Below are 19,007 nucleotides of genomic sequence, written 5' to 3' on the forward strand. Positions count from 1 at the left end.
GGGCGGCAGTGTGACGCAGTTCACATCCGCGCTGCGCACTGCTCACTCGTGGCGAAGGGGCTCTTTCCCTAGATTCGGGACAAGGCCGGTGCGTGTCGATTTCGCCGGCTGAAGAAACCCCGAGGAGCCCGCCGTGATCGCCTCTTTCGCCCGCAACCACATCCTGATCGCCCCCTGGGTCAGCCTGCGGCTGGCGATGGCGGCCTTCGTGCTGGCCCTGGGCGCTGTGCTGGCGGGCTGCGCCGGCCTCCCGAGCGCGGTGCAGCGCACCCCCTCCCAGGCCCGCACCGACGTGACCGACACCCGCCTCGCCGCCGTCGCCGCCGCCTCCATGCCGGAGCGTGACGAAGCGCTCTCGGGCCTGCGCCTGCTGCCGGCCGGCGAGCAGGCCTTCGAAGCCCGCATCGTCCTGGCCCGCGCCGCCGAGAAGAGCATCGACGCCCAGTACTACCAGATCGCCGACGACGCTTCCGGACTGCAGTTCCTGCGCAGCCTGGCCGAGGCCGCCGCCCGCGGCGTTCGCGTGCGCCTGCTGGTGGACGACCTGCACGCCATCGGCCAGGACACGCTGCTGGCCGGCCTGGCCGCTCGCCCCAACGTCGAGCTGCGCATGTTCAACCCGCTGCCGGTGCGCAACGGCGGCGTCGCCTCCCGCGTGGTCTTCTCGCTGCACGAGTTCTCGCGCATCAACCGCCGCATGCACAACAAGCTGTTCGTGGCCGACAACGCCTTCGCCGTCACCGGCGGCCGCAACATCGCCGATGAGTACTTCGACCGCAGCGGCCCGGACAACTTCATCGACATGGACATCCTGGCCGCCGGCGCCGCGGTGCAGGCCCTGTCTACGGTGTTCGACGGCTACTGGAACAGCGAGCAGGCCTACCCGATCCAGAGCCTGGTCGACGCCGCCCTGACCCCCGAAGCCGCCCGCCGCGCGTTCGACCAGGCCGCGCAGCAGGCCGGTGCCGCCGGGTTGCCGCTGGCCTCGCTCGACCTGCTCGGCCAGACCAGCGTCGGCACCCAACTCGCCACCGGCCGCCTCCAGCTGCACGTGGCCGCCGTCCGCGTGCTCGCCGATGCGCCCGTCAAGACTCCGATGGCGGACGGCGCGGTCATGCACGGCAAGCTCGAGCTGCTGCAATCGGCGCGCTCTGAAGTGCTGGTGGCATCGCCTTACTTCGTTCCCGGCCGCCGCACGATGGAGGTCCTCAAGCAGGCCACCGACAGCCAGGTGCGCGTCTCCGTCATGACCAATTCGCTCGCCACCACCGACGAGCCCCTCGTGCATGCCGGCTATGCGCGCTATCGCACCGCCCTGCTGGACATGGGCGTCTCGGTGTACGAGCTGATGCCCGGCGCCGTGCAAGCCCGCGCGGTCGCCGGCGAGGCGCACGGCTCGCTCGGCCGGCTGCATGCCAAGGTCGCCGTGGTCGACGGTCGCCGCTTCTACATCGGCTCGCTCAACATGGACCGCCGCTCTGCCCACCTCAACACCGAGATGGGCCTGATCGTCGACAGCCCCGAGCTCGCCGGCCAGCTGGCCAGCCTGCTGCGCGGCGAGCGTCAGCCCCGCAGCTACCAGGTGCGCAGCGCCGGCGGCTCGAAGAACCTGCAATGGGTGGCGCAGGGCAGCGACGCACCGATCGTGCTGGCCCAGGAACCGAACACCCGCTGGTCCACCCAGCTGCGCCTGGCGCTGCTGTCGAGCCTCATCGACGAGGAACTTCTCTGATCCTTCGGGAAGGTCCCTGAAGGAGGGGAGGGCAAGGCCCCCTGCGCGCCATGGCCCGTCGCAGTACCATGGCCGCGCAATGGCTTGTCCCGCCTGTGGGTTCGACGTCGACCGCGACTTCGCCTTCTGCCCGAAGTGCGGGACGCGGCTCGCTGCCGCCGCCCCCCCCCGCCCCTGAGCCCGAGTCCGACCGCCGCATGGTCACCGTGATGTTCGCGGACCTGTCGGGCTTTACGGCGCTGTCCGAGACGCTGGACGCTGAGGACCTGCGCACGCTGCAGACCGAGCTCTTCGAGCAGATGTCCGCCACCATCCGCCGCTTCGACGGCTTCGTCGAAAAATTTGTCGGCGACTGCGTGATGGCGGTCTTCGGCGCCCCCGTGGCGCACGAGGAAGATCCGGAGCGCGCCCTGCGCGCCGCCCTGCTGCTGCACCGGCGGGCCGGCGAGCTCGGCGAGCGCTGGCAGGCACGCACCGGCCGGCCGCTGTCCCTGCACATCGGCATCCACACCGGCCCCGTCGTCGCGGGCCACCTCGGCTCGGAGGGCGATGCCGCCTACGCCGTCACCGGCGACACGGTGAACGCCGCCTCCCGCCTCCAGAGCGCGGCGGGCGCCGGCCAGACCGTGGTCAGCCACGCGACCTGGCTGCACACGCAGCATGCCTTCTGCTTCGAGCCCATGGGCGAACTCGCGCTCAAGGGCATGGCCCAGCCGATGTCGGCCTACCGGCTGGAGGCGGCGCTGAACGCCCCCCAGTCGACGCGCGGCCTGCAGGCGCACGGCCTGACCAGCGCGCTGGTCGGCCGCGACAAGGAACTGGAGGCGCTGCAGCAGGCCTTCGAGCAGATGCGCGCCGGCCAGGGCCGGCTGTTGCGCATCGTTGCCGAGGCGGGCAGCGGCAAGACCCGGCTGCTCACCGAATTCCTCGAGCGCCTTCAGGCCCAGGGCCGGCTGGAGGACGTGGCCGTGCGCCGCGCCGCCTGCTCCCCGCTCGGCGAGCGCGCCTTCGGCGTGCCGGCGGCGCTGCTGCGCGACGCCTGGGGCCTGGACACGCGCGACCCGGACGACACGGCGCGGCAGAAGGTCGCTGCGGCGCTCGTCGGCCTGGGCGTGCAGGAAGCCGAAATGCAGGCGCTCGCGGCCTGCCTGGGCCATGTGCTGGGCCTGGAGGGCGAGGAGGCGCACACCCGCTACCTCGACCCGGAGCGGCTCAAGCAGCAGATCTTCTTCGCCGTTCACGCCGTGGTCGAGCGCCGCCTGCAGCAGAGCCCCGTGATCATGATCGTGGAGGACCTGCACTGGACCGATGCCGCCTCGCTGGAGCTGCTGCGCTTTTTGGTGGAGCGGCTGCGCGACCGTCCTTTCATGCTGATGGCGACGCAGCGCCCGACGCCGGCGCTGGAGGCCTGGGCCGAGGGTGTGGGCGCGCAGACCGTGCTGCGGCTCGATCCGTTGTCGGCGCGCTCCAGCGATGCCCTGCTCGATGGCCTGTTCGGCCCCCGCGCCCTGCCCGGGGCCTTGCGGCAACGCATCGTCGAGCATGCCGGCGGCAACCCGTTGTTCCTCGAGGAGATGGCCCGTGGGCTCATTGCCGACGGGCTCCTGACGCGCCGGGGGGAGCGATGGGTCTACAACCCCAGCGTGAGCGCCGTCCAGGTGCCGCAGACTGTTCACGGCTTGCTGCTCGGCCGCATCGACCGGCTGCCCGCGCCCGTTCGCGCCGTGCTGCGCGAGGCCGCGGTGATCGGCCCCGAGTTCGACGAGGCCCTGCTGCGCGGCGTGGCGAGCGCGCCGGAATCCGTGGCGCCGGGGCTGGATAGCCTGCTGAACGCCGGCATGCTGGCCGCGATGCCCGCGGAGGACGGCCGCGAGTTCCGCTTTCGCCAGGGCTTGCTCCAGGAGGTCGCCTACCAGAGCCTCCTGCTGCGCCGCCGCACCGAGCTGCACACCCGCATCGGCGAGGCGCTGGAGAAGCAGTGCGGCGGCGAGCCCCGGCGCCTGGAGGAACTGCAGGCCCTGGCCCATCACTTCCGCCTGGGGGCGGACAAGCCACGCGGCGCCCGCTACCTCGTCGCCGCCGGCGACTGGGCGCGCGGCACCTACGCCAATGACGACGCCATTCGCGACTACATGCAGGCGCTGGAGATCCTCGCCGCCAGCAAGGGCAACGAGGAACAGCGCCTGGCCGTGCGCGAACGCCTGGCCGACGTGCTCGCACCCGCGGGCCGCCTCGCCGAGGCCACCCAGCAGCTGTCCGCCGCCCGCGAAGGCCACTCGGCCGACGGCGACCGGGTCTCCGAGGCCCGCCTGCTCGGCAAGATCTCCGCCCTGCGCTGGGAGGCCGGCGACCGCGCCGAGGCCCAGGAGTGCCTGACCACGGGGCTGGCGCTCGTCGACGGCGAGGCGCCGCACATCGAGCGCGCCTGGCTCTACCAGCGCATGGGCGAACTGCGCTTTCGCAATGCAGACAACCACGGCGCGCTGAACTGGACCCAGCGCGCGCTCGCCCACCTGGAGGCGCTCGAGGGCCGCGAGGGCGCGGACGAGGAGGAGCGCCGCAACGCCCGCGCCGCCGCCGCGCTCGCCCTCAACACCCAGGGCGTGGCGCTGGCACGGCTGAACCGCCTGGACGAGGCCGTTGCGCAGCTCGAGCGCAGCGTGGCGGTGGCGAGCCAGGCCGACCTGCCGCAGGCCGAATGCCGGGCGCTGTGCAACCTGGGCGTGCTCTACAGCTCCAGCCATCCGCAGCGCGCCATCGAGGCCTGCGAGCGCGGCCTGGAGACGGCGCGCCGCATCGGCGACCTGGGCCTGCAGTCGCGCCTGTCGGCCAACTTGGCGGTGGCCTACTGCACCCTCACCAACCGCTGCGACGAGCGCGGCGTCGGCGCCGCCCATGCCGCCATCGAGATCGACCGCAGCACCGGCCAGCTGGACCACCTGGCCGTGTCGCTGGTCGTGCTGGCGCAGATCTACCAGTGCCACGGCGAGGCGGCGCGCGCGATGCAGCATTACCAGGAGGCGCTGGCCCTGGCCGAGAAGAGCGCCGAGCCGCAATTGCTCTTTCCTTGCTACGAAGGGCTTGCAACCTTGTACCTCGATGCCGATGATGGCGTGCAGGCGGAGCGCTACATGGCGCTCGCCCAGGACACCTGCCAGCGTGCCGGACTGGACCCCGATGCGCTGGTCGTGCTTCCATTCCTTTGCTGAATTTGCAGAAGGGAGTCGTTCATGGCTATGACAATGCACCCCGTCGCCCCCGGTGAAATCGCACCGGGCTTCGCCCTCCCGTCGATTGCCGGCTCCGGCATCGTCACCCTCGACGACTACCGCGGCCGCAGCCCGCTCTTCCTTTCCCTGATGCTGGGCCTGTGGTGCCCCTTCTGCCGCCGGCAGCTGGCGCAGCTCGGCACCTTCGAGGAGAGGCTCAAGGGCATGGGCGTCGAGAGCCTGGCGGTGGTCGCCACGGCGCCGGAGAACGCGCGGCTGTACTTCAAGTTCAGGCCCACGAAAGTGCCGCTGGCCGCCGACCCGGATCTCTCCACTCACCGCGCCTACGGGCTTCCCAAGCCGGAGCCCACGCCGGCCCTGATCGAAGCGTTGGACACGGTGCGCGTCAACCCCTTCGGCGACCTGCCCGAGCCGCTGCCGATCTCGCAAGTGGGCAAGGTGCTGCAGGAGATGGATGGCTACCAGTACACGCCGGCCGATCAGGTCGACGTCGAGAAGCAGTGGCCGCAGCTGAAGGGGCTGTTCATGATCGACCGCACGGGGGTTGTGCGCTGGGCGTACGTGGAGTGCGCGACGGAGGGGCTGGCGGGGATTGGGAAGATGCCGTCGGCGGAAGAGATATTGGAGGCGGCGCGGCAGTGCGCGGCTTGAGAGGGCGTTGAGGCGTGATCCGAACCGCGGCCCGTTACTGCACGAAGCGGTTGCCGCGCGACAGGATGGTCAAGTCCACCATCGTGCTGCCGTGGCGGCTGGTCGGCGAGTAGGTCAGCACGTAGCCGCCCAGGTCCAAGCGGCCCAGCGTGCCCATGACCTGCAGCACGCTCTCGCGCGTGGCCTTGGCGCCGCCGGCCTTCTTGAACGCGACCAGCAGCGTCTTGGCGGCGATGCACGATTCCAGCGAGGTGTAGTTCAACTTGCCGCCGTTGAATGCAGTCAGCGCCTCCGCGCAGCTCTTGACCACCGGCACCGCCACCTGGTTCGACATGCGTGGCGACGGGATCACCTGCGACACCACGGTACCGCGCGCCACCCCGCCCAGCGACTCGGCCAGCTCGTCGGGGTTGACGAAGGACAGCGCGGCAACCGGTACCTGCTGCGGCTTGCCGTCGACCGCCTTGAGGTAGTCGCCGACCTGGCTGAACTGCGTGGTTGCGAGCACGTAGTGCGGCGCGTCCTTCACCAGCGCATCGACCGTGGCGGGTTCCATGGCCGCGCCGCGCTTGGTGGCCACGCCCTTGGGCTTGGGCAGGCCGGCGTCGGTGAACGCGGTGGCCGCGGCCTCGTAGTTGCTGCGGCCCACCTCGTCGTCGTAGTGCAGGATCACGGCCTTGTCGGAGCCGACGGTGCGCTTGGCCTCCATCACCTTGGCCGTCTCGTCGCGATAGGAGGCGCGGATGGTGTAGACGTTGGGGTGCTTGCGCAGGCTCAGCGAGCCGCTGAAAGGCGCGAAGAACAGCACCTTGCTCTGCTCGGCCAGTGGCAGTGCGTCGAGGCTGTTGGTCGCGGAGTTGTAGCCGAACAGCACCATCGCCCCATGCTGGCCGAGCAGCTGCTGCGAGTTGTCGAGTGCGCGCTGGCGGTTGTTGGCGTTGTCCAACGTGACGAGCTTGATGGTGCGGCCCAGCTCTTTGCTGGCGTTGGCCTGAGCAAACACTGCCAACGCACCATCGCGCATGTCGCGCCCGATGTCGGCGTTGTTGCCGCTCAAGGGGACCGATTGGCCGATCACGATGTCCTGTGACCAGGCGGGCTGAATCGCCGCCAGCACGAACGCCATCGGCACGAGAAATCGCTTCATGTTGTTTGTCTCCTCGAGGGCTTGTTGTGGCGTGCGCCCTCTGCACGGCCACTGCTGGGCGGTGGCGGAGTGAGATTAGCAGCGCCCTCGGGGCGGAGTAACACCTTGTGGTGACAACGCGTCGGCAAAGCTGGCAAGTAAGTCACATCGCGGGCGCTTTGTGGGTGCCACGTCAATGGGTGTGTTTTTGGTGCGCCTACTTGCCCTTCTCGCGGATCGCCTTCCACTTTTCCTCGTAGTCGTCGATCAGCTGCTGGTATTCCTTGAAGCCCCAATCGGCGATCTCGTCCCTGCGTTCGTCGAAGGTGGGACTGCGCTCCTCGAACTCCAGGCGCGTCTTGAGGTTCTCCAGGTCGCCGCAGTGGCCCATGATCACCACCCACAACTCGCGCGGCGTGTAGAAGCCGCCTGCCAGCGTGATCAGCGTGATGATCGCGCTCAAGACCAGCACCACATTGCTGGCGGCGATGCTTCGCTCGGGCCCCAAGGTCTGGAAGCCCGTGATCACCGTCACCAGCGCGGAGAGCGCGGCCGCCGACATCTGGTAGCCGAAGTTCAGGCGGCGGTACCACTTCGCGAGGCCGAGGCGCCGGTTGCAGGTGGCGTCGATCTGGCGGTAGAGGTAGTCGAGCTGGGTTTCGGCGTGGCGGCGTCGCTCGGGGCGAGGTGTGGAATCGGACTCGAAGCCCGGCTCGCGTTGTTGGGCGGTTGCGGTGGGCTCGGCTGACATGGCGCGGTCCTTTCGCATGGGGTCTCGGTGCCTCGGGGAGACCGGGGATGATGCGGCAGCGTCGGGACGGGCTCCATAGGCGGAAAGCCCTAGTCGGGGAAAGGCGCCCGGGTGATTGATGGACTTCAGCGGGCGGCGTGCAGTCCATTTCCAAGGCGCCGAGCGCTGCGCATGCTGGCGGCTGCCGAATATCGCTCAAAGCCGATATATTGCGTTTATCGGCCACGGCCAATATTTTTCCCCCCCGAAGGACCAGATGGACTACGCGCTCCGGCTCGCCGACCAGCTCCGCCAGCATCTTCGTGCCCTGCGCAAGCAGCGCGGACTGACCCAAGCTCAGCTCGGCGAACAGTTGGGCATCGGGCAGGCCCGCGTCGCGGAGATCGAAGCCAGGCCAGGCGTGGTCAGTGTTGATCAGCTCATGCGGATCTTGTCCAACCTCGGCGCGACGCTTGTTTTGAGAGAGGAGCCCGTAAGGCAAGCATCGATCCGACCCGCGGGGGCCGTCCTCCCAATCCCTCCGAAGAAAGGCTCTTGGTGAGGACGGGCGATTGAATCAGAAATGGGTGTAAATGGGTGGATTAATGCGCCGTGCCCCGATGGCCCATACGCTGAAGCAGCACTTCCGGGCGCTCGTTGAACGTGGGCATCTGAACTCGCGTGGCGGCGGACGTGGAGTCCTGTACGAATCGCGCTGAGGGTTGCGCGTTGTAGCGCGGCCGCACTGCGCCCTGGCGCTAGATCGACTCTCCGCGCTGCGGCGCGTGGCTACGATTGAGGAGCAGCAGCCAACCCGAGCGGGTGATCTCGCTGACCACCACGCCGACCTGTGGACCACCGCCCAGCGGATCGACGACGACACGCACCACTGCATCTACATGACCTGCTTGAAACAGCGCACTGACGGCAAGCAGGTTTTCGTCACCTGTCAGGACATGAGGGAGAGGTTCGCTGGCGATGCGACGGAGCAAGGTGTGCTCGTTGCGCTTCTCCCAAATGCGCGATCGGGGTATTTCCAATGGGTCATTTTTCACCGAGTGATCGTCATCAAGTGATGGCGATAAGTCCACGGACTAGAGTGCTCATTTAATGCGGCGAGGGCATTGGCGTCCATGCCAACTGACCTTCCGGTATGCAGCGGTTGCAGTCGGTCGCGGGCTGCGGCCCTACTCACGCCGACCGGCACAAAGGAGGCTTTGGGTCGTGGGGCGCGCCTGGGCTAGGAGCCTGCGCGGCAGAAGCGTGACGAGCGCGCAGAGGCTTGATAGATTTGGGCGCATGCCCATCAGCTACCTGCCCTACGAGCCTCAGCAGCAAAGACTGCTTCCTGACGCACTTCAAGACTGGCTGCCCGAAGGGCACCTGGCGTACTTCATCAGCGACAGCGTCGACAGCCTGGATCTGAGCGCCTTCCATGCGCGATACGCCAAGGGTGGGCCGCGCAATCAGCCGTTCCACCCGGCCATGATGGTCAAGGTGCTGATCTACGGCTACGCCACCGGCACCTTCAGTTCGCGCAAGCTCGCGGCCAAGCTGCACGAAGACGTTGCGCTGCGGGTGTTGGGTGCAGAGAACTACCCGGCGCACCGCACGCTCTCGGACTTCCGGGCACTGCACCTGGAGGAACTGGCGGCGTTGTTCGTGCAGGTGGTGCGCCTGGCGCGCGAGTGCGGCCTGGTCAAGCTGGGCACCGTGGCGGTGGACGGCACCAAGCTCAAGGCCAACGCGAGCCGCCACAAGGCCATGAGCTATGACAGGATGGTCAAGGCCGAGGGCGAACTCAAGGCGCAGATCGATGGCTTGCTCAACCGAGCGCGTGCCGCCGACGACCTGGAAGAACGAACCCGACCTGGACATCCCCGGGAGATCAAGCGCCGTGAGGACCGGCTCAAGGCGATCACCGAGGCCAAGCTGCGCCTGGAGCAACGCCAGCGCGAGGCCGATGCGGCCCGCGGGCGCAGCGCCGACGACGAGCGCAAACCCCGTGACAAGGACGGCAAGCCCAAGGGCGGGCGCTACAAGCGCGACTTCGGTGTTCCCAAGGACAGCGCCCAGGAGAGCTTCACCGACACGGACAGTCGGATCATGAAACGCTCAGGTGGCGGCTACGACTACGGCTACAACGCCCACACCGCGGTGGACGAGGCCGCGCAACTCGTGGTGGCCGCGGAGCTGAGCAACAACGCCGCCGACAGTGACCGCCTGCCGGTGCTGTTGGCGGCGGTGAAGGCCAACCTGGGCGAGGACGCCCGACAGGTGCTGGCGGATGCGGGATTCCGCTCGGAGGCCGTGTTCGAGCAGCTCAAGGACAGCCCGAGCGAGCTGATCGTGGCATTGGGCCGAGAGGGCAAGCAGGCGCTGGACATCGACGCCGAACAATACCCGCGCACTGCAGCGATGGATGCCAGGCTGAAGACGCCACCAGGCCAAGCGGCCTACCGCAAGAGGAAGTGGATCGTGGAGGCGCCCAACGGGTGGATCAAGAGCGTGCTGGGCTTCCGGCAGTTCAGCCTGCGGGGATTGAACAAGGTCAAGGCCGAGTTCAAGCTCGTGTGCCTGGCGCTGAACCTGCGGCGCATGAGCACCTTGATGGTCAGATAAGCCCACAGTGGGGGCACACGCGTGCCCCTCGCCTCTGGCAGGCCAAATAGACCCTGTCCGGGAGCTTCAGGAACAGCCAAGGCGCAGCGCCAACCCTTCCTCGCCGTGCACGAACTCAACGCGGGGCTCACCTCCGCGCAGAAAAACTTCTGCCGCGCGGACTCCTAGTACGTCAGGTGTACGAGCTACTGCGGTCGCTGCACCTCAAGACACGGCTTGCAGCCTATCAGGGACCGCTTCGCTACCGATCGAACTGGTAGTGCCGACCCTGAGGTCGACCTGCTGAAGTCACAAGAAATCAACCTCGACTACATCCTGGAACTGATTTTTGAGAACAACAGGAAGATCAAAGACAAGGCCGCACTGGTGGAAGATGTCCGTCGGGTGATACGCGCGAGCCTGGGCAACCGTGCCAAGGAGAGCTTGCTGGTCGACTTCATCAACCAGACTGACCTGGACCAGATGGGTGACAAAGCCAGTGTGATAGACGCTTTCTTCGCCTTTGCTCAAGCAGAACTACAGCGAGAGGCGCAAGAGCTGATCAACGCCGTGCCCGGCGTCAACTACTTTGAGCGGCGCATTGACTCGTCGGATTTGCTACCCGAGCTGACCTGTTGCCTCACGTAAATTGCTACCCGTCGGATGGTCCGGCGGGAGCAGAAAGCTACGTGACAAGGCGAATCAGCATGGCGACACGCAAGGAATTGGTTGAAGCATTGGGAGAGCGGTATCGCGCAGCGGCGATGGGAGAAAAGGTCAAGATCCTCGACGAATTCGTGGCCCTGACGGGCTACCACCGCAAACACGCAATCCGGGTGTTGCGAGAGGAAGTTCCCTCGAAAGAAACGCGGGCACGCGATCGTCTGTACGACGAGGCGGTGCGGCAAGCGCTGACGGTGCTATGGGAGGCCGCTGATCGGGTCTGCGGCAAGCGGCTGAAGGCCTTGGTCCCGATGTTGGTCGATGCGATGGAGCGCCATGGCCACCTCGACCTGGACCCAGTCGTCAAGACCAAAGTCCTGCAGGTTAGTGCAGCGACCATCGATCGCATCCTTGCCGACGCGCGTTCGCATATCGATGGGAAGCGCAGGCGCCGCACTGGCGTGGGCGCGGCTATCAGACGCAGCATTCCCGTGCGCACGTTCGCCGACTGGTGGGATCCGGCGCCAGGCTTCCTCGAGATTGATATGGTCGAGCACTGCGGCGGCCCGAAGACCGATGGTGACTACGTTCACACCCTGACGCTGACCGACATCGCCAGCGGATGGACGGAATGCGTGGCAATGAGGATGCGCGACCAGATGCTGGTGATCGAAGCCTTCGAAAAGGTGGCGGCCGACCTGCCGTTCGCGATGCTCGGCATTGACTCCGGACAACGACAGCACCTTCATGAGCCAAGCCGTATTCGACTACTGCAAGGGGCGCGGCCTTGAGCAGACGCGGTCCCGCCCTACAAAAAAGAACGACCAAGCCTGGGTGGAGCAGAAGAACGGTGCCGTCGTTCGGCGGCTCGTCGGCTATGGCCGCTTGAGCGGCCGCGAAGCTACGAAAGCTCTGGCGCAGCTGTACGAGTCGTCGCGGTTGTACATCAACTTCTTCCAGCCCTCATTCAAGCTGAAGTCCAAAACACGAGACGGCGCTCGTGTGCAACAAGGTGTACTTCGCGCCGGCGACTCCATGTGAACGGCTTGTTGCCCACAGCGGCGTGGAGCCGGCGATCAGGAGAAGCTGACGGCGCAACTCAAGAGACTCGACCCGGTGCGGCTGCTGCAGGAAATCCGAATGGCCCAGCAGACGTTAAGCGAGATCGCGGCTCACGGGGCGCCGAAAGAAGTGGTGCCAAGAAGTGCGGCCGATATCTCAGCGTTCCTTCGGAGCTTGTCGTCAGCCTGGACGGAAGGCGAAGTGCGACCGACGCATCGCAAAGCAGCCGAAGGCCAAACACTGGTGGCGAACCCGCACGGACCCATTCGCCGACGCATGGCCAGTCATTGAAGGGTGGCTGATCGCGGAGCCCTCGATAGCGCCCAAGGCCCTGATGAATCGACTGGTCGCGATGGTTCCAGAGATTTACGACGGTAAGGCGCAGCTGCGAACACTGCAGCGCCGGGTGAAAGCCTGGCGCAGCGAGCGGGTCACGGAAATGGTCCTGGGCGGTCTGCGCAGGACCGCTGCAGAGCCGGCCGAAGTTTGAACGGAAGCCGACCACTTCAATGCCAGGGGGCCGGGCGCTTCGCGCCCGGCAGGCTATGGACATATGGGCGATGCGCCTGCGGCGCACCGGTTGCGACCGTGGACAACGCAGCGCTGCGCGGCTGCGTTGACCACCGCCGCAACCTTCGCCCACATGCCCACAGCCTTCGACTAAAGAATAGAAAAAGAAACCCATACGACAACCAACAGCCGGGTAACATTCCTTCGTGAGGCAACACGCCGCTCAAGATAATTGTCGCTGGCCAACGCCGAGAACCTGAATATGGAAGCGGCAAAGCGCTATCTCACCACCTCGCTGAAACGGGAGTTTGCAAGTGACAACGGCACGGAACTCAATGCTGTTCTTCCCAAAATGAGTCCGCTGAATCCTCAGTACTTAACCAAGAAGCAGAGCGTCTTTCTGAAAGTCGCCGCCTTCGTAGAGAAGTTCAAAGGCGTGGGTGGGCGAGTTTGAACTCATCAAAAAAGCCTCTCTTGAATTTCGAGTGGGTAAGATTTCGCCTGGCTGAACTCTGCGAGGGGTTGTGCGATGACTGCCAAGCTGTTCGAAGCGGCGCTCGGGATTGCTGCGCCCTGGTCGGTGAATTCGGTTGAGTTCGACGAAGGCGCCAAGCTGCTGACCGTGTTGGTCGACTTCGAACCCGGAACCCACTTCGCAGTTGCCGGGTATGAGGGTACGCACCCCGTGCATGACACGGTGGCAAAGACCTATCGACACCTGAACTTCTTCCAGCACGAGTGCCACCTGCACGTGCGCACGCCACGCGTCAAGCTGCCCAACGGCTCGGTTCGCCTGGTCGAGCCCGATTTCGCCGGACGCCTGTCGGGCTTCACGCTGCTGTTCGAGGCACTTGTCCTGATGCTGGCGCAGCAGATGCCTTTTGCGGCGGTTGCACGCATCGTGGGCGAGTCCGCCTATCGGGTCATGGAAGTTTGCAATCGCTACGTCGAGATGGCGTTGGGGCTGGCCGACTTCAGCGATGTCACTGCGCTGGCCATCGACGAGACCTCGCGTGCCCGGGGGCACGACTACGTGACCTTGGCCGCCGACGCAGTCGCCCGCCGAGTGCTCTTCGTCACCGAGGGCCGCGACGCCCAAGCCATAGCGGCACTGGCCTGCGATCTCGAGGCTCATGGCTGTCCGCCGCAGCAGATCAGCTCGGTGAGCATCGACATGTCCCCGGCCTTCATCAAGGGCGTGAGCGAGGAGTTGCCCAACGCTCAGATCACGTTCGACAAGTTCCACGTCATCTGGCACGCCAACACCGCAGTGGACAAGACACGGCGCATCGAGCAGCGTACCGACAGGTCCCTCAAGGGCATGCGCTGGACGCTGCTCAAGGACAGCTACAGCCTCAAGCCCGAGGCCGCCGCCGATCTCTACGCATTGATCACACAGCCGAGCCTCAAACGCACGGCCCGAGCTTGGCTCTACAAGGAGCAGCTGCGAGAGATCCTGGAGCGCAGGCAGGTCAACGTGATGCGCGCCATGCTTCGGTACTGGAGCACCTGCGTCATGCGCTCGAAGGTCCAGCCGATGAAAGAAGTTGCCGCGCTCGTGCGCCGCCACATGGACGGCATCGTGGCCTGGTCGCAGACGCGTCAGACCAACGGCTTTCTCGAGGCCATCAACGGCCTGTTCCAGGCTGCCAAGCGTCGCGCCCGCGGCTTCGTGCGCCTGTCCACTATCAAGACGGTCATCTTCCTGATCGCCGGCAAGCTCGACTTCCAAGCCATCAACCCTCACGCTGGGCAACCCACTTGATTTTTAACAGAGCCTCAAAAAAAAGGCAGATACAACAAGACGCTGCTGTCAGAGCATTCTTATGCTGCGCTCAATATTCCCTGCAAAGTGCGGCTTTGAACGGTTGCTGATCCGTACAGGTAGATCGTTCCTGGCCGGGACTACCAGTTCGACGCCTCGGCAGGCAGCTGACTCAGACCGGCCGCGCGCACACCTCGAAGGTCAGCCCCGGCTTTGACTACCCAGCCATCGTCGACCGTTCGCTTTGGGGACAGCGGTCACTCGTCAAGAGCGCCGTCGAAGGACCGGTCTTGGACGCCACCGACATTCGGCCCGCGGACGCGAATGTCTCAGTCCAGTCTCAAGCAGTCAGACGGGCCGCTCGCTTCGACGGGCAATACCCCAGCCTGCCGCCGCCGATCCGCACTCTGTGTACGCGCGTCAGCTTGTCGGCCTCAAGTCCTCACACCCCCAACAACTCCTCCAACACCTTCGGCTCCGCCAACAACCCCGCCGAAGGCCCCTGCCTAACAATCTTCCCCTTCTCCATCACCACAGCCTGCTCGGTGTGCCCCAGCACCTTCCGCCAATCCCGATCCACGATCAGCGTCGCAATCCCGGTCGCCCGAATCTCCGAGATCACCCGCCAGATCTCCGCCACGATCAACGGCGCCAGCCCCTCAGTCGCCTCATCCAGAATCAGCAAGCGCGGATTCGTCATCAACGCCCGCCCGATCGAAAGCATCTGCTGCTCCCCACCCGACAGCTGCTGCCCCCATGCGACAGCCTTTCCGTCAGCCGCGGAAACGTCGTCATCACCCGCTCGAAGGTCCACTCGCGCTTCCCATCGATCCCCGCCCGCGCGCTCATGACGAGGTTCTCCCTCACCGACAGGTTCGGAAAAATCCCCCGCCCTCCGGCACATACCCGATCCCCCCGCCGCGCCATCTTCTCCGGCGCCCAGCCGGTCACATCGTCCCCATCCAGCTTCACCCGCCCCGAGGCCGGCCGCACATACCCCATCAGCGACCGGATCAGCGTGGTCTTCCCCATCCCATTGCGCCCCAGCAGCCCGATCGAGGTCGCCGAAGGCAGTGCGACGTCGACGCCGCGCAGGATATGGCTGTCCCCGTAGTAGGTGTTGAGCCCTTCGATCTGCAGCATCTCAATGGTCCTCGCCCAGGTAGGCAGTGCGTACTTCGGGATTCACGCGGATCGAAGCCGGGTCGCCCGTCGCGATCACCGTGCCGTTCACCATCACCGTGATGCGGTCGGCGATGCGGAACACCGCGTCCATGTCGTGCTCCACCAGCAGGATCGCGTGGGTGGCCTTCAGGTTCGCGAGCAGGCTCAGCATGCGCTCGGTTTCCTCCGCGCCCATGCCGGCCAGCGGCTCATCCAGCAGCAGCACGCGCGGCTTGGTGGCCAGGCACATCGCGACCTCGAGCTGGCGCTTGGCACCGTGGCTCAGCGTGCCGGCGACGCGGCCGGCCACCGTGCCCAGGCCGGCGGCCTCCAATGCTTCGCGGGCGGCGCCATTGCTGTACTCGCAGCTCTGCGAGGACTGCCAGATCGCCCACGGCTTCGGCGCCGCGGCCTGCGCCGCGAGGCGGCAGTTCTCCAGAACCGTGAACTCCGGAAAGATGGTGGTGCGCTGGTAGCTGCGGCCCACGCCGGCCAGCGCGCGGCGGAATTGCGCGCGCGTGGTGATGTTCTCGCCGTTCAGCGTGATGCGCCCGTCGGAGGCCTCGATCTCGCCCGAGAGCATGTTGATCAGCGTGGACTTGCCCGCGCCGTTGGTGCCGATCACCGCATGCACCTCGCCGAGGTGCAGGTCCAGTGTCACCTTGTTGACCGCGACCAGGCCGCCGAAGCGGCGGGTCAGCGTCTCGACCGCAAGAAGCCTGCTCATGCCGCAGCCTCCTTCTTCGGCATCACGCGCACCCGCAGGCCCACGATGCCTTTCGGCAACAGCGCGACGAAGGCGATGATGGCCAGACCCAGCGTGAGCTGCCAGTGGTCTGCCAGCGGCCCCACGATCGCGTGGGTGGACAGCAGCTCCTTCAGCAGCGTGAACGCCACCGCGCCGATCACCGCGCCGCGCAGGTGGCCGAGGCCGCCCAGGATGATCATCAGCAGCACCTCGCCGGAGTTGTGCCAGGCCAGCAGCTCGGGGTTGACCACGCCGTCGCGCGAGGCGACGAGAAAGCCCGCCAGGCCCGCCAGCGCCCCTGCGATGACGAAGGCCGCGAGCTTGTAGCCGTACACCGGAAAACCCGCCGCGCGCATGCGCTGCTCGTTGACGCGGATGCCCGCCAACGCGGCGCCGAAGCGCGAGCGGCGGATCAGCGCCAGCAGGCCGTAGGTGAAGACCAGCGCGCCGAGCACGAAGTAGAACTGGACCTTGCTGTTCTCCAGGTCCAGCGCGCCCAGCACCGGGCGGATGTACATGTAGATGCCGTCGCTGCCGCCGCCCAGTGCGGTGTCGTGGAAGACGAAGAAAGCCATCTGCGCGAAGGCGAGCGTGACCATGATGAAGTACACGCCGCGGGTGCGCAGGCTCAAGGCGCCGGTCACCAGCGCATAGCCGGCCGCGCAGCCCATGGCCATCGGCAGCAGCAGGGCGATGGAGCCGCCCTCCTTGCCGGAGCCCAGCACGGTGGCATAGGCGCCGATGCCGTAGAAGGCCGCGTGGCCCAAACTCACCAGGCCGGTCATGCCGACCAGCAACTCCAGGCTCAGCGCGAAGATCGCGAGGATCATCACCTTGACCACCAGGTCGCCGAGGTAGGGGCCCAGGAAGGGCCCGAGCGCCGCAAGCGCGATGGCGCAGATGAGGGGAAGGTAGTGGGAGAAGGTCTTCATGGTTCAGGCCTTCTTGCCCATCAGGCCTTCGGGACGCCAGATCAAAATCACGGCCATCAGCACGTACACGCCGATGCCGCTCAGCTCCGCAAAGAACACCTTGCCGAAGGTGTCGACAAAGCCCACCAGCAGCGATGCCACCAGCGCGCCGGTGATGGAGCCGATGCCGCCGATCACCACCACCACGAAGCAGATGATCAGCACGCTCGCGCCCATGTTCGGGTACACCGAGGACATGGGCGCCGCGATCATGCCCGCCAGCGCGGCCAGCGCCACGCCGGCCGCGAACACGATGCGGTAGAGCCGGCGGATGTCGATGCCCAGGCCACGCACCATGTCGCGGTTGCTCGCACCGGCGCGAATCATCATGCCCAGGCGCGTGCGGTTCACCACGTAGTACAGGCCGATCGCCAGCAAGATGCAGGCGGCCGAGGCAAAGAGCCGGTACCACGGGTAGCTCATGAGGCTGCCCAGCGCGAAGCTGCCGCTTAGCCAGGGCGGCACGGGCACGCCGTGCACGTCGTTGCCCACCAGGATCGAGCGCAGCTCCTCGAAGACCAGGATGAGCCCGTAGGTCATCAGCACCTGCTGCAAATGATCGCGCTGGTAGAGGTAGCTGAAGAAGGCCCACTCCAGCACGTAGCCGAAGAGCGCCGTGAGCACCACGCCCCCCACGAGCATCAGGATGAACTGGTCACCGAAGAGCGGCGAGAGCGCGAACGCCATGTAGGCGCCGATCATGTAGAAGCTGCCGTGGGCCAGGTTGATCACGCCCATGATCCCGAAGATCAGCGTCAGTCCCGAGGCCACCAGGAACAACAGGAGCCCGTACTGAACCGAGTTCAGGCACTGGACAAGAAAGGTACCGAAGTCCACGACAGGTCATCGCTTTCAGCGTTGGTGATTACATCTTGCAGCCGCGGGCCGGGTCGGCAAGACCCTTGACGGCGATGTTGACCATCTTGTTCTCCTTGCCGTCGACCTTGCGCAGATAGATGTCCTGCACCGGGTTGTGCGACTTGCCGATGGTGAAGGCACCACGCGGGCTGTCGATCTTGGCCTTCTCGATGGCGGCCGCGAAGTCGGCCTTCTTCGTGATGTCGCCCTTGGTCGCGGCGAGGCCGATGGCCAGCATCTGCGCCGCGTCGTAGCCCTGCACCGCGTACACGTCGGGCTGCAGCTTGAACATCTTGGCGTACTCGGTGCGGAACTTGTTGTCGCGCGGCGTGTTGAGGCCGTCGGCGTAGTGCAGCGTGGTCAGCATGCCCTGGGCCGCGTCGCCCTGCGCATCGAGCGTGCCGTCGGTCAGGAAGCCGGGGCCGTAGAGCGGGATGTTCTTGTTGAGGCCCGCACCCGCGTAGTCCTTGACGAACTTCACGGCGCCGCCGCCCGCGAAGAAGGAATACACCGCATCGGGCTTGGCAGCCGCGATCTCGGTCAGGAGCGCCTGGAACTCCACGTTGGGGAAGGGCACGGTGAGCTGCTTCAGCACCTTGCCGCCACCCTTCTCGAAGCCTTCCTTGAAGCCGGCCACCGACTCGTCGCCGGCCGCGTACTTCCAGGTAAGGGTCATCGCGGTCTTCTTGCCCTGCTTGGCCGCGACCTCGCCCATCGCGTAGGCCGGCTGCCAGTTCGAGAAGGAGCTGCGGAAGATGTTCTGCGCGCACATCGGGCCGGTCACCGCGTCGGCGCCGGCATTGGGCACGATCAGCACGGTGCCGCTTTCCTTGGCGGCCTTGGCCATCGCCATCGCGACGCCGGAGTGCACGGTGCCGACGATCACGTCGACGTTGTCGCGTTTGATCAGCTTGTTGACGTTGTCGGTGGCCTTGGCCGGGTCGGACTCGTCGTCCACCTTGATGTACTCGATCTCGCGGCCGCCCAGCTTGCCGCCTTGCTCCTCGACATGGAGCTTGAAGCCGTTCTCGATGGCCACGCCGAGCGCGGCGAAGGTGCCGCTGAAGGGCAGCATCAGGCCGACCTTGAGCTTGCCCTGCTGGGCGTGGCCCAGCGTGGCGATGCAGGCCAGTGCGAGGGCCGTCAGGGTGGTGCGGGCGATGCGGGTGCTCATGGTGATCTCCTGGCGTTGGTAT

General features: G+C 66.4%; 18 protein-coding genes and 1 pseudogene. 11 read left to right on the forward strand and 8 right to left on the reverse strand.

Going from position 1 to position 19,007, the window contains the following annotated elements:
• The first annotated feature begins 133 nt into the window (after window positions 1-133).
• From GXN78_RS13235 to GXN78_RS13245, 3 genes are all read left to right on the forward strand, one after another.
• A complete protein-coding gene (locus GXN78_RS13235) occupies window positions 134-1,732 on the forward strand; it encodes a phospholipase D family protein (RefSeq protein WP_106561326.1) in 1,599 nt (532 codons plus the stop codon).
• A 197-nt stretch (window positions 1,733-1,929) separates the two neighbouring features.
• Window positions 1,930-4,941 carry an adenylate/guanylate cyclase domain-containing protein gene (locus tag GXN78_RS13240; protein ID WP_164255441.1) on the forward strand — a complete coding sequence of 1,004 codons (3,012 nt, stop codon included), beginning with the start codon at window positions 1,930-1,932 and terminating at the stop codon, window positions 4,939-4,941.
• Window positions 4,942-4,962: 21 nt separating this feature from the next.
• Window positions 4,963-5,613, forward strand: a complete 651-nt coding sequence (locus GXN78_RS13245; protein ID WP_106561328.1) for a redoxin domain-containing protein — start codon at window positions 4,963-4,965, stop codon at window positions 5,611-5,613.
• Window positions 5,614-5,647: 34 nt separating this feature from the next.
• Here GXN78_RS13245 and GXN78_RS13250 read toward each other — a convergent pair whose 3' ends face one another.
• Together GXN78_RS13250 and GXN78_RS13255 are read right to left on the reverse strand one after the other, a co-directional pair.
• Window positions 5,648-6,760, reverse strand: a complete 1,113-nt coding sequence (locus GXN78_RS13250) for an ABC transporter substrate-binding protein (protein WP_106561329.1) — start codon at window positions 6,758-6,760, stop codon at window positions 5,648-5,650.
• Between the two features lie 196 nt (window positions 6,761-6,956).
• On the reverse strand, window positions 6,957-7,490 hold the full coding sequence (locus GXN78_RS13255; RefSeq protein WP_164255442.1) for an SLATT domain-containing protein: 534 nt from the start codon (window positions 7,488-7,490) through the stop codon (window positions 6,957-6,959).
• Window positions 7,491-7,608: 118 nt separating this feature from the next.
• On the opposite strand from GXN78_RS13255, the gene GXN78_RS13260 reads away from it, so the two are divergent.
• The gene (locus GXN78_RS13260) at window positions 7,609-8,031 is read left to right on the forward strand and encodes a helix-turn-helix domain-containing protein (protein WP_239142823.1); all 423 of its coding nucleotides are present in this window, start codon (window positions 7,609-7,611) and stop codon (window positions 8,029-8,031) included.
• Between the two features lie 196 nt (window positions 8,032-8,227).
• On the opposite strand, the gene GXN78_RS13265 is transcribed toward GXN78_RS13260, so the two are convergent.
• Entirely contained in the window at window positions 8,228-8,524 is a 297-nt protein-coding gene (locus GXN78_RS13265; RefSeq protein WP_146163229.1) for a hypothetical protein, read from the reverse strand.
• A 244-nt stretch (window positions 8,525-8,768) separates the two neighbouring features.
• Between GXN78_RS13265 and GXN78_RS13270 the strand changes: the two genes are divergently transcribed.
• The 7 genes from GXN78_RS13270 (at window position 8,769) to GXN78_RS13290 (ending at window position 14,070) form a co-directional block, all read left to right on the forward strand.
• Window positions 8,769-10,091, forward strand: a complete 1,323-nt coding sequence (locus GXN78_RS13270) for an IS1182 family transposase (protein WP_164255443.1) — start codon at window positions 8,769-8,771, stop codon at window positions 10,089-10,091.
• A gap of 216 nt (window positions 10,092-10,307) precedes the next feature.
• Window positions 10,308-10,718 (forward strand): hypothetical protein, encoded by a 411-nt coding sequence (locus tag GXN78_RS13275; RefSeq protein WP_239142694.1) that lies wholly within the window; start codon window positions 10,308-10,310, stop codon window positions 10,716-10,718.
• Window positions 10,719-10,777: 59 nt separating this feature from the next.
• A complete protein-coding gene (locus GXN78_RS41205; RefSeq protein WP_239142695.1) occupies window positions 10,778-11,524 on the forward strand; it encodes a hypothetical protein in 747 nt (248 codons plus the stop codon).
• A complete protein-coding gene (locus tag GXN78_RS41210) occupies window positions 11,481-11,774 on the forward strand; it encodes a hypothetical protein (protein WP_239142696.1) in 294 nt (97 codons plus the stop codon). The genes GXN78_RS41205 and GXN78_RS41210 overlap by 44 nt, the downstream gene beginning before the upstream one ends.
• A 355-nt stretch (window positions 11,775-12,129) precedes the next feature.
• The gene (locus GXN78_RS41215) at window positions 12,130-12,285 is read left to right on the forward strand and encodes a hypothetical protein (protein WP_239142697.1); all 156 of its coding nucleotides are present in this window, start codon (window positions 12,130-12,132) and stop codon (window positions 12,283-12,285) included.
• A 252-nt stretch (window positions 12,286-12,537) separates the two neighbouring features.
• On the forward strand, window positions 12,538-12,759 hold the full coding sequence (locus GXN78_RS13285) for a hypothetical protein (RefSeq protein WP_239142698.1): 222 nt from the start codon (window positions 12,538-12,540) through the stop codon (window positions 12,757-12,759).
• A 75-nt stretch (window positions 12,760-12,834) separates the two neighbouring features.
• Entirely contained in the window at window positions 12,835-14,070 is a 1,236-nt protein-coding gene (locus tag GXN78_RS13290; protein WP_164255444.1) for an ISL3 family transposase, read from the forward strand.
• Window positions 14,071-14,512: 442 nt separating this feature from the next.
• Here the strand turns inward: GXN78_RS13290 and GXN78_RS13295 are convergent.
• The 5 genes and pseudogenes from GXN78_RS13295 to GXN78_RS13315 all read right to left on the reverse strand — a co-directional run bounded on the left by GXN78_RS13295 (window position 14,513) and on the right by GXN78_RS13315 (window position 18,985).
• Window positions 14,513-15,213, reverse strand: a pseudogene (locus GXN78_RS13295) (ABC transporter ATP-binding protein).
• 1 nt (window position 15,214) lies between these two features.
• The gene (locus GXN78_RS13300; RefSeq protein WP_106560337.1) at window positions 15,215-15,961 is read right to left on the reverse strand and encodes an ABC transporter ATP-binding protein; all 747 of its coding nucleotides are present in this window, start codon (window positions 15,959-15,961) and stop codon (window positions 15,215-15,217) included.
• Window positions 15,958-16,914, reverse strand: a complete 957-nt coding sequence (locus tag GXN78_RS13305) for a branched-chain amino acid ABC transporter permease (protein ID WP_106560336.1) — start codon at window positions 16,912-16,914, stop codon at window positions 15,958-15,960. Before GXN78_RS13305 ends, GXN78_RS13300 begins: the two co-directional genes overlap by 4 nt.
• A 3-nt stretch (window positions 16,915-16,917) precedes the next feature.
• Window positions 16,918-17,790 carry a branched-chain amino acid ABC transporter permease gene (locus GXN78_RS13310; RefSeq protein WP_106560335.1) on the reverse strand — a complete coding sequence of 291 codons (873 nt, stop codon included), beginning with the start codon at window positions 17,788-17,790 and terminating at the stop codon, window positions 16,918-16,920.
• A 28-nt stretch (window positions 17,791-17,818) separates the two neighbouring features.
• Entirely contained in the window at window positions 17,819-18,985 is a 1,167-nt protein-coding gene (locus GXN78_RS13315; RefSeq protein ID WP_106560334.1) for an ABC transporter substrate-binding protein, read from the reverse strand.
• Window positions 18,986-19,007: the final 22 nt, after the last annotated feature.

Origin of the sequence: Variovorax sp. WS11 (assembly GCF_010499245.1) — a bacterium.
In the GTDB taxonomy this organism is placed as follows: Bacteria; Pseudomonadota; Gammaproteobacteria; order Burkholderiales; family Burkholderiaceae_C; genus Variovorax.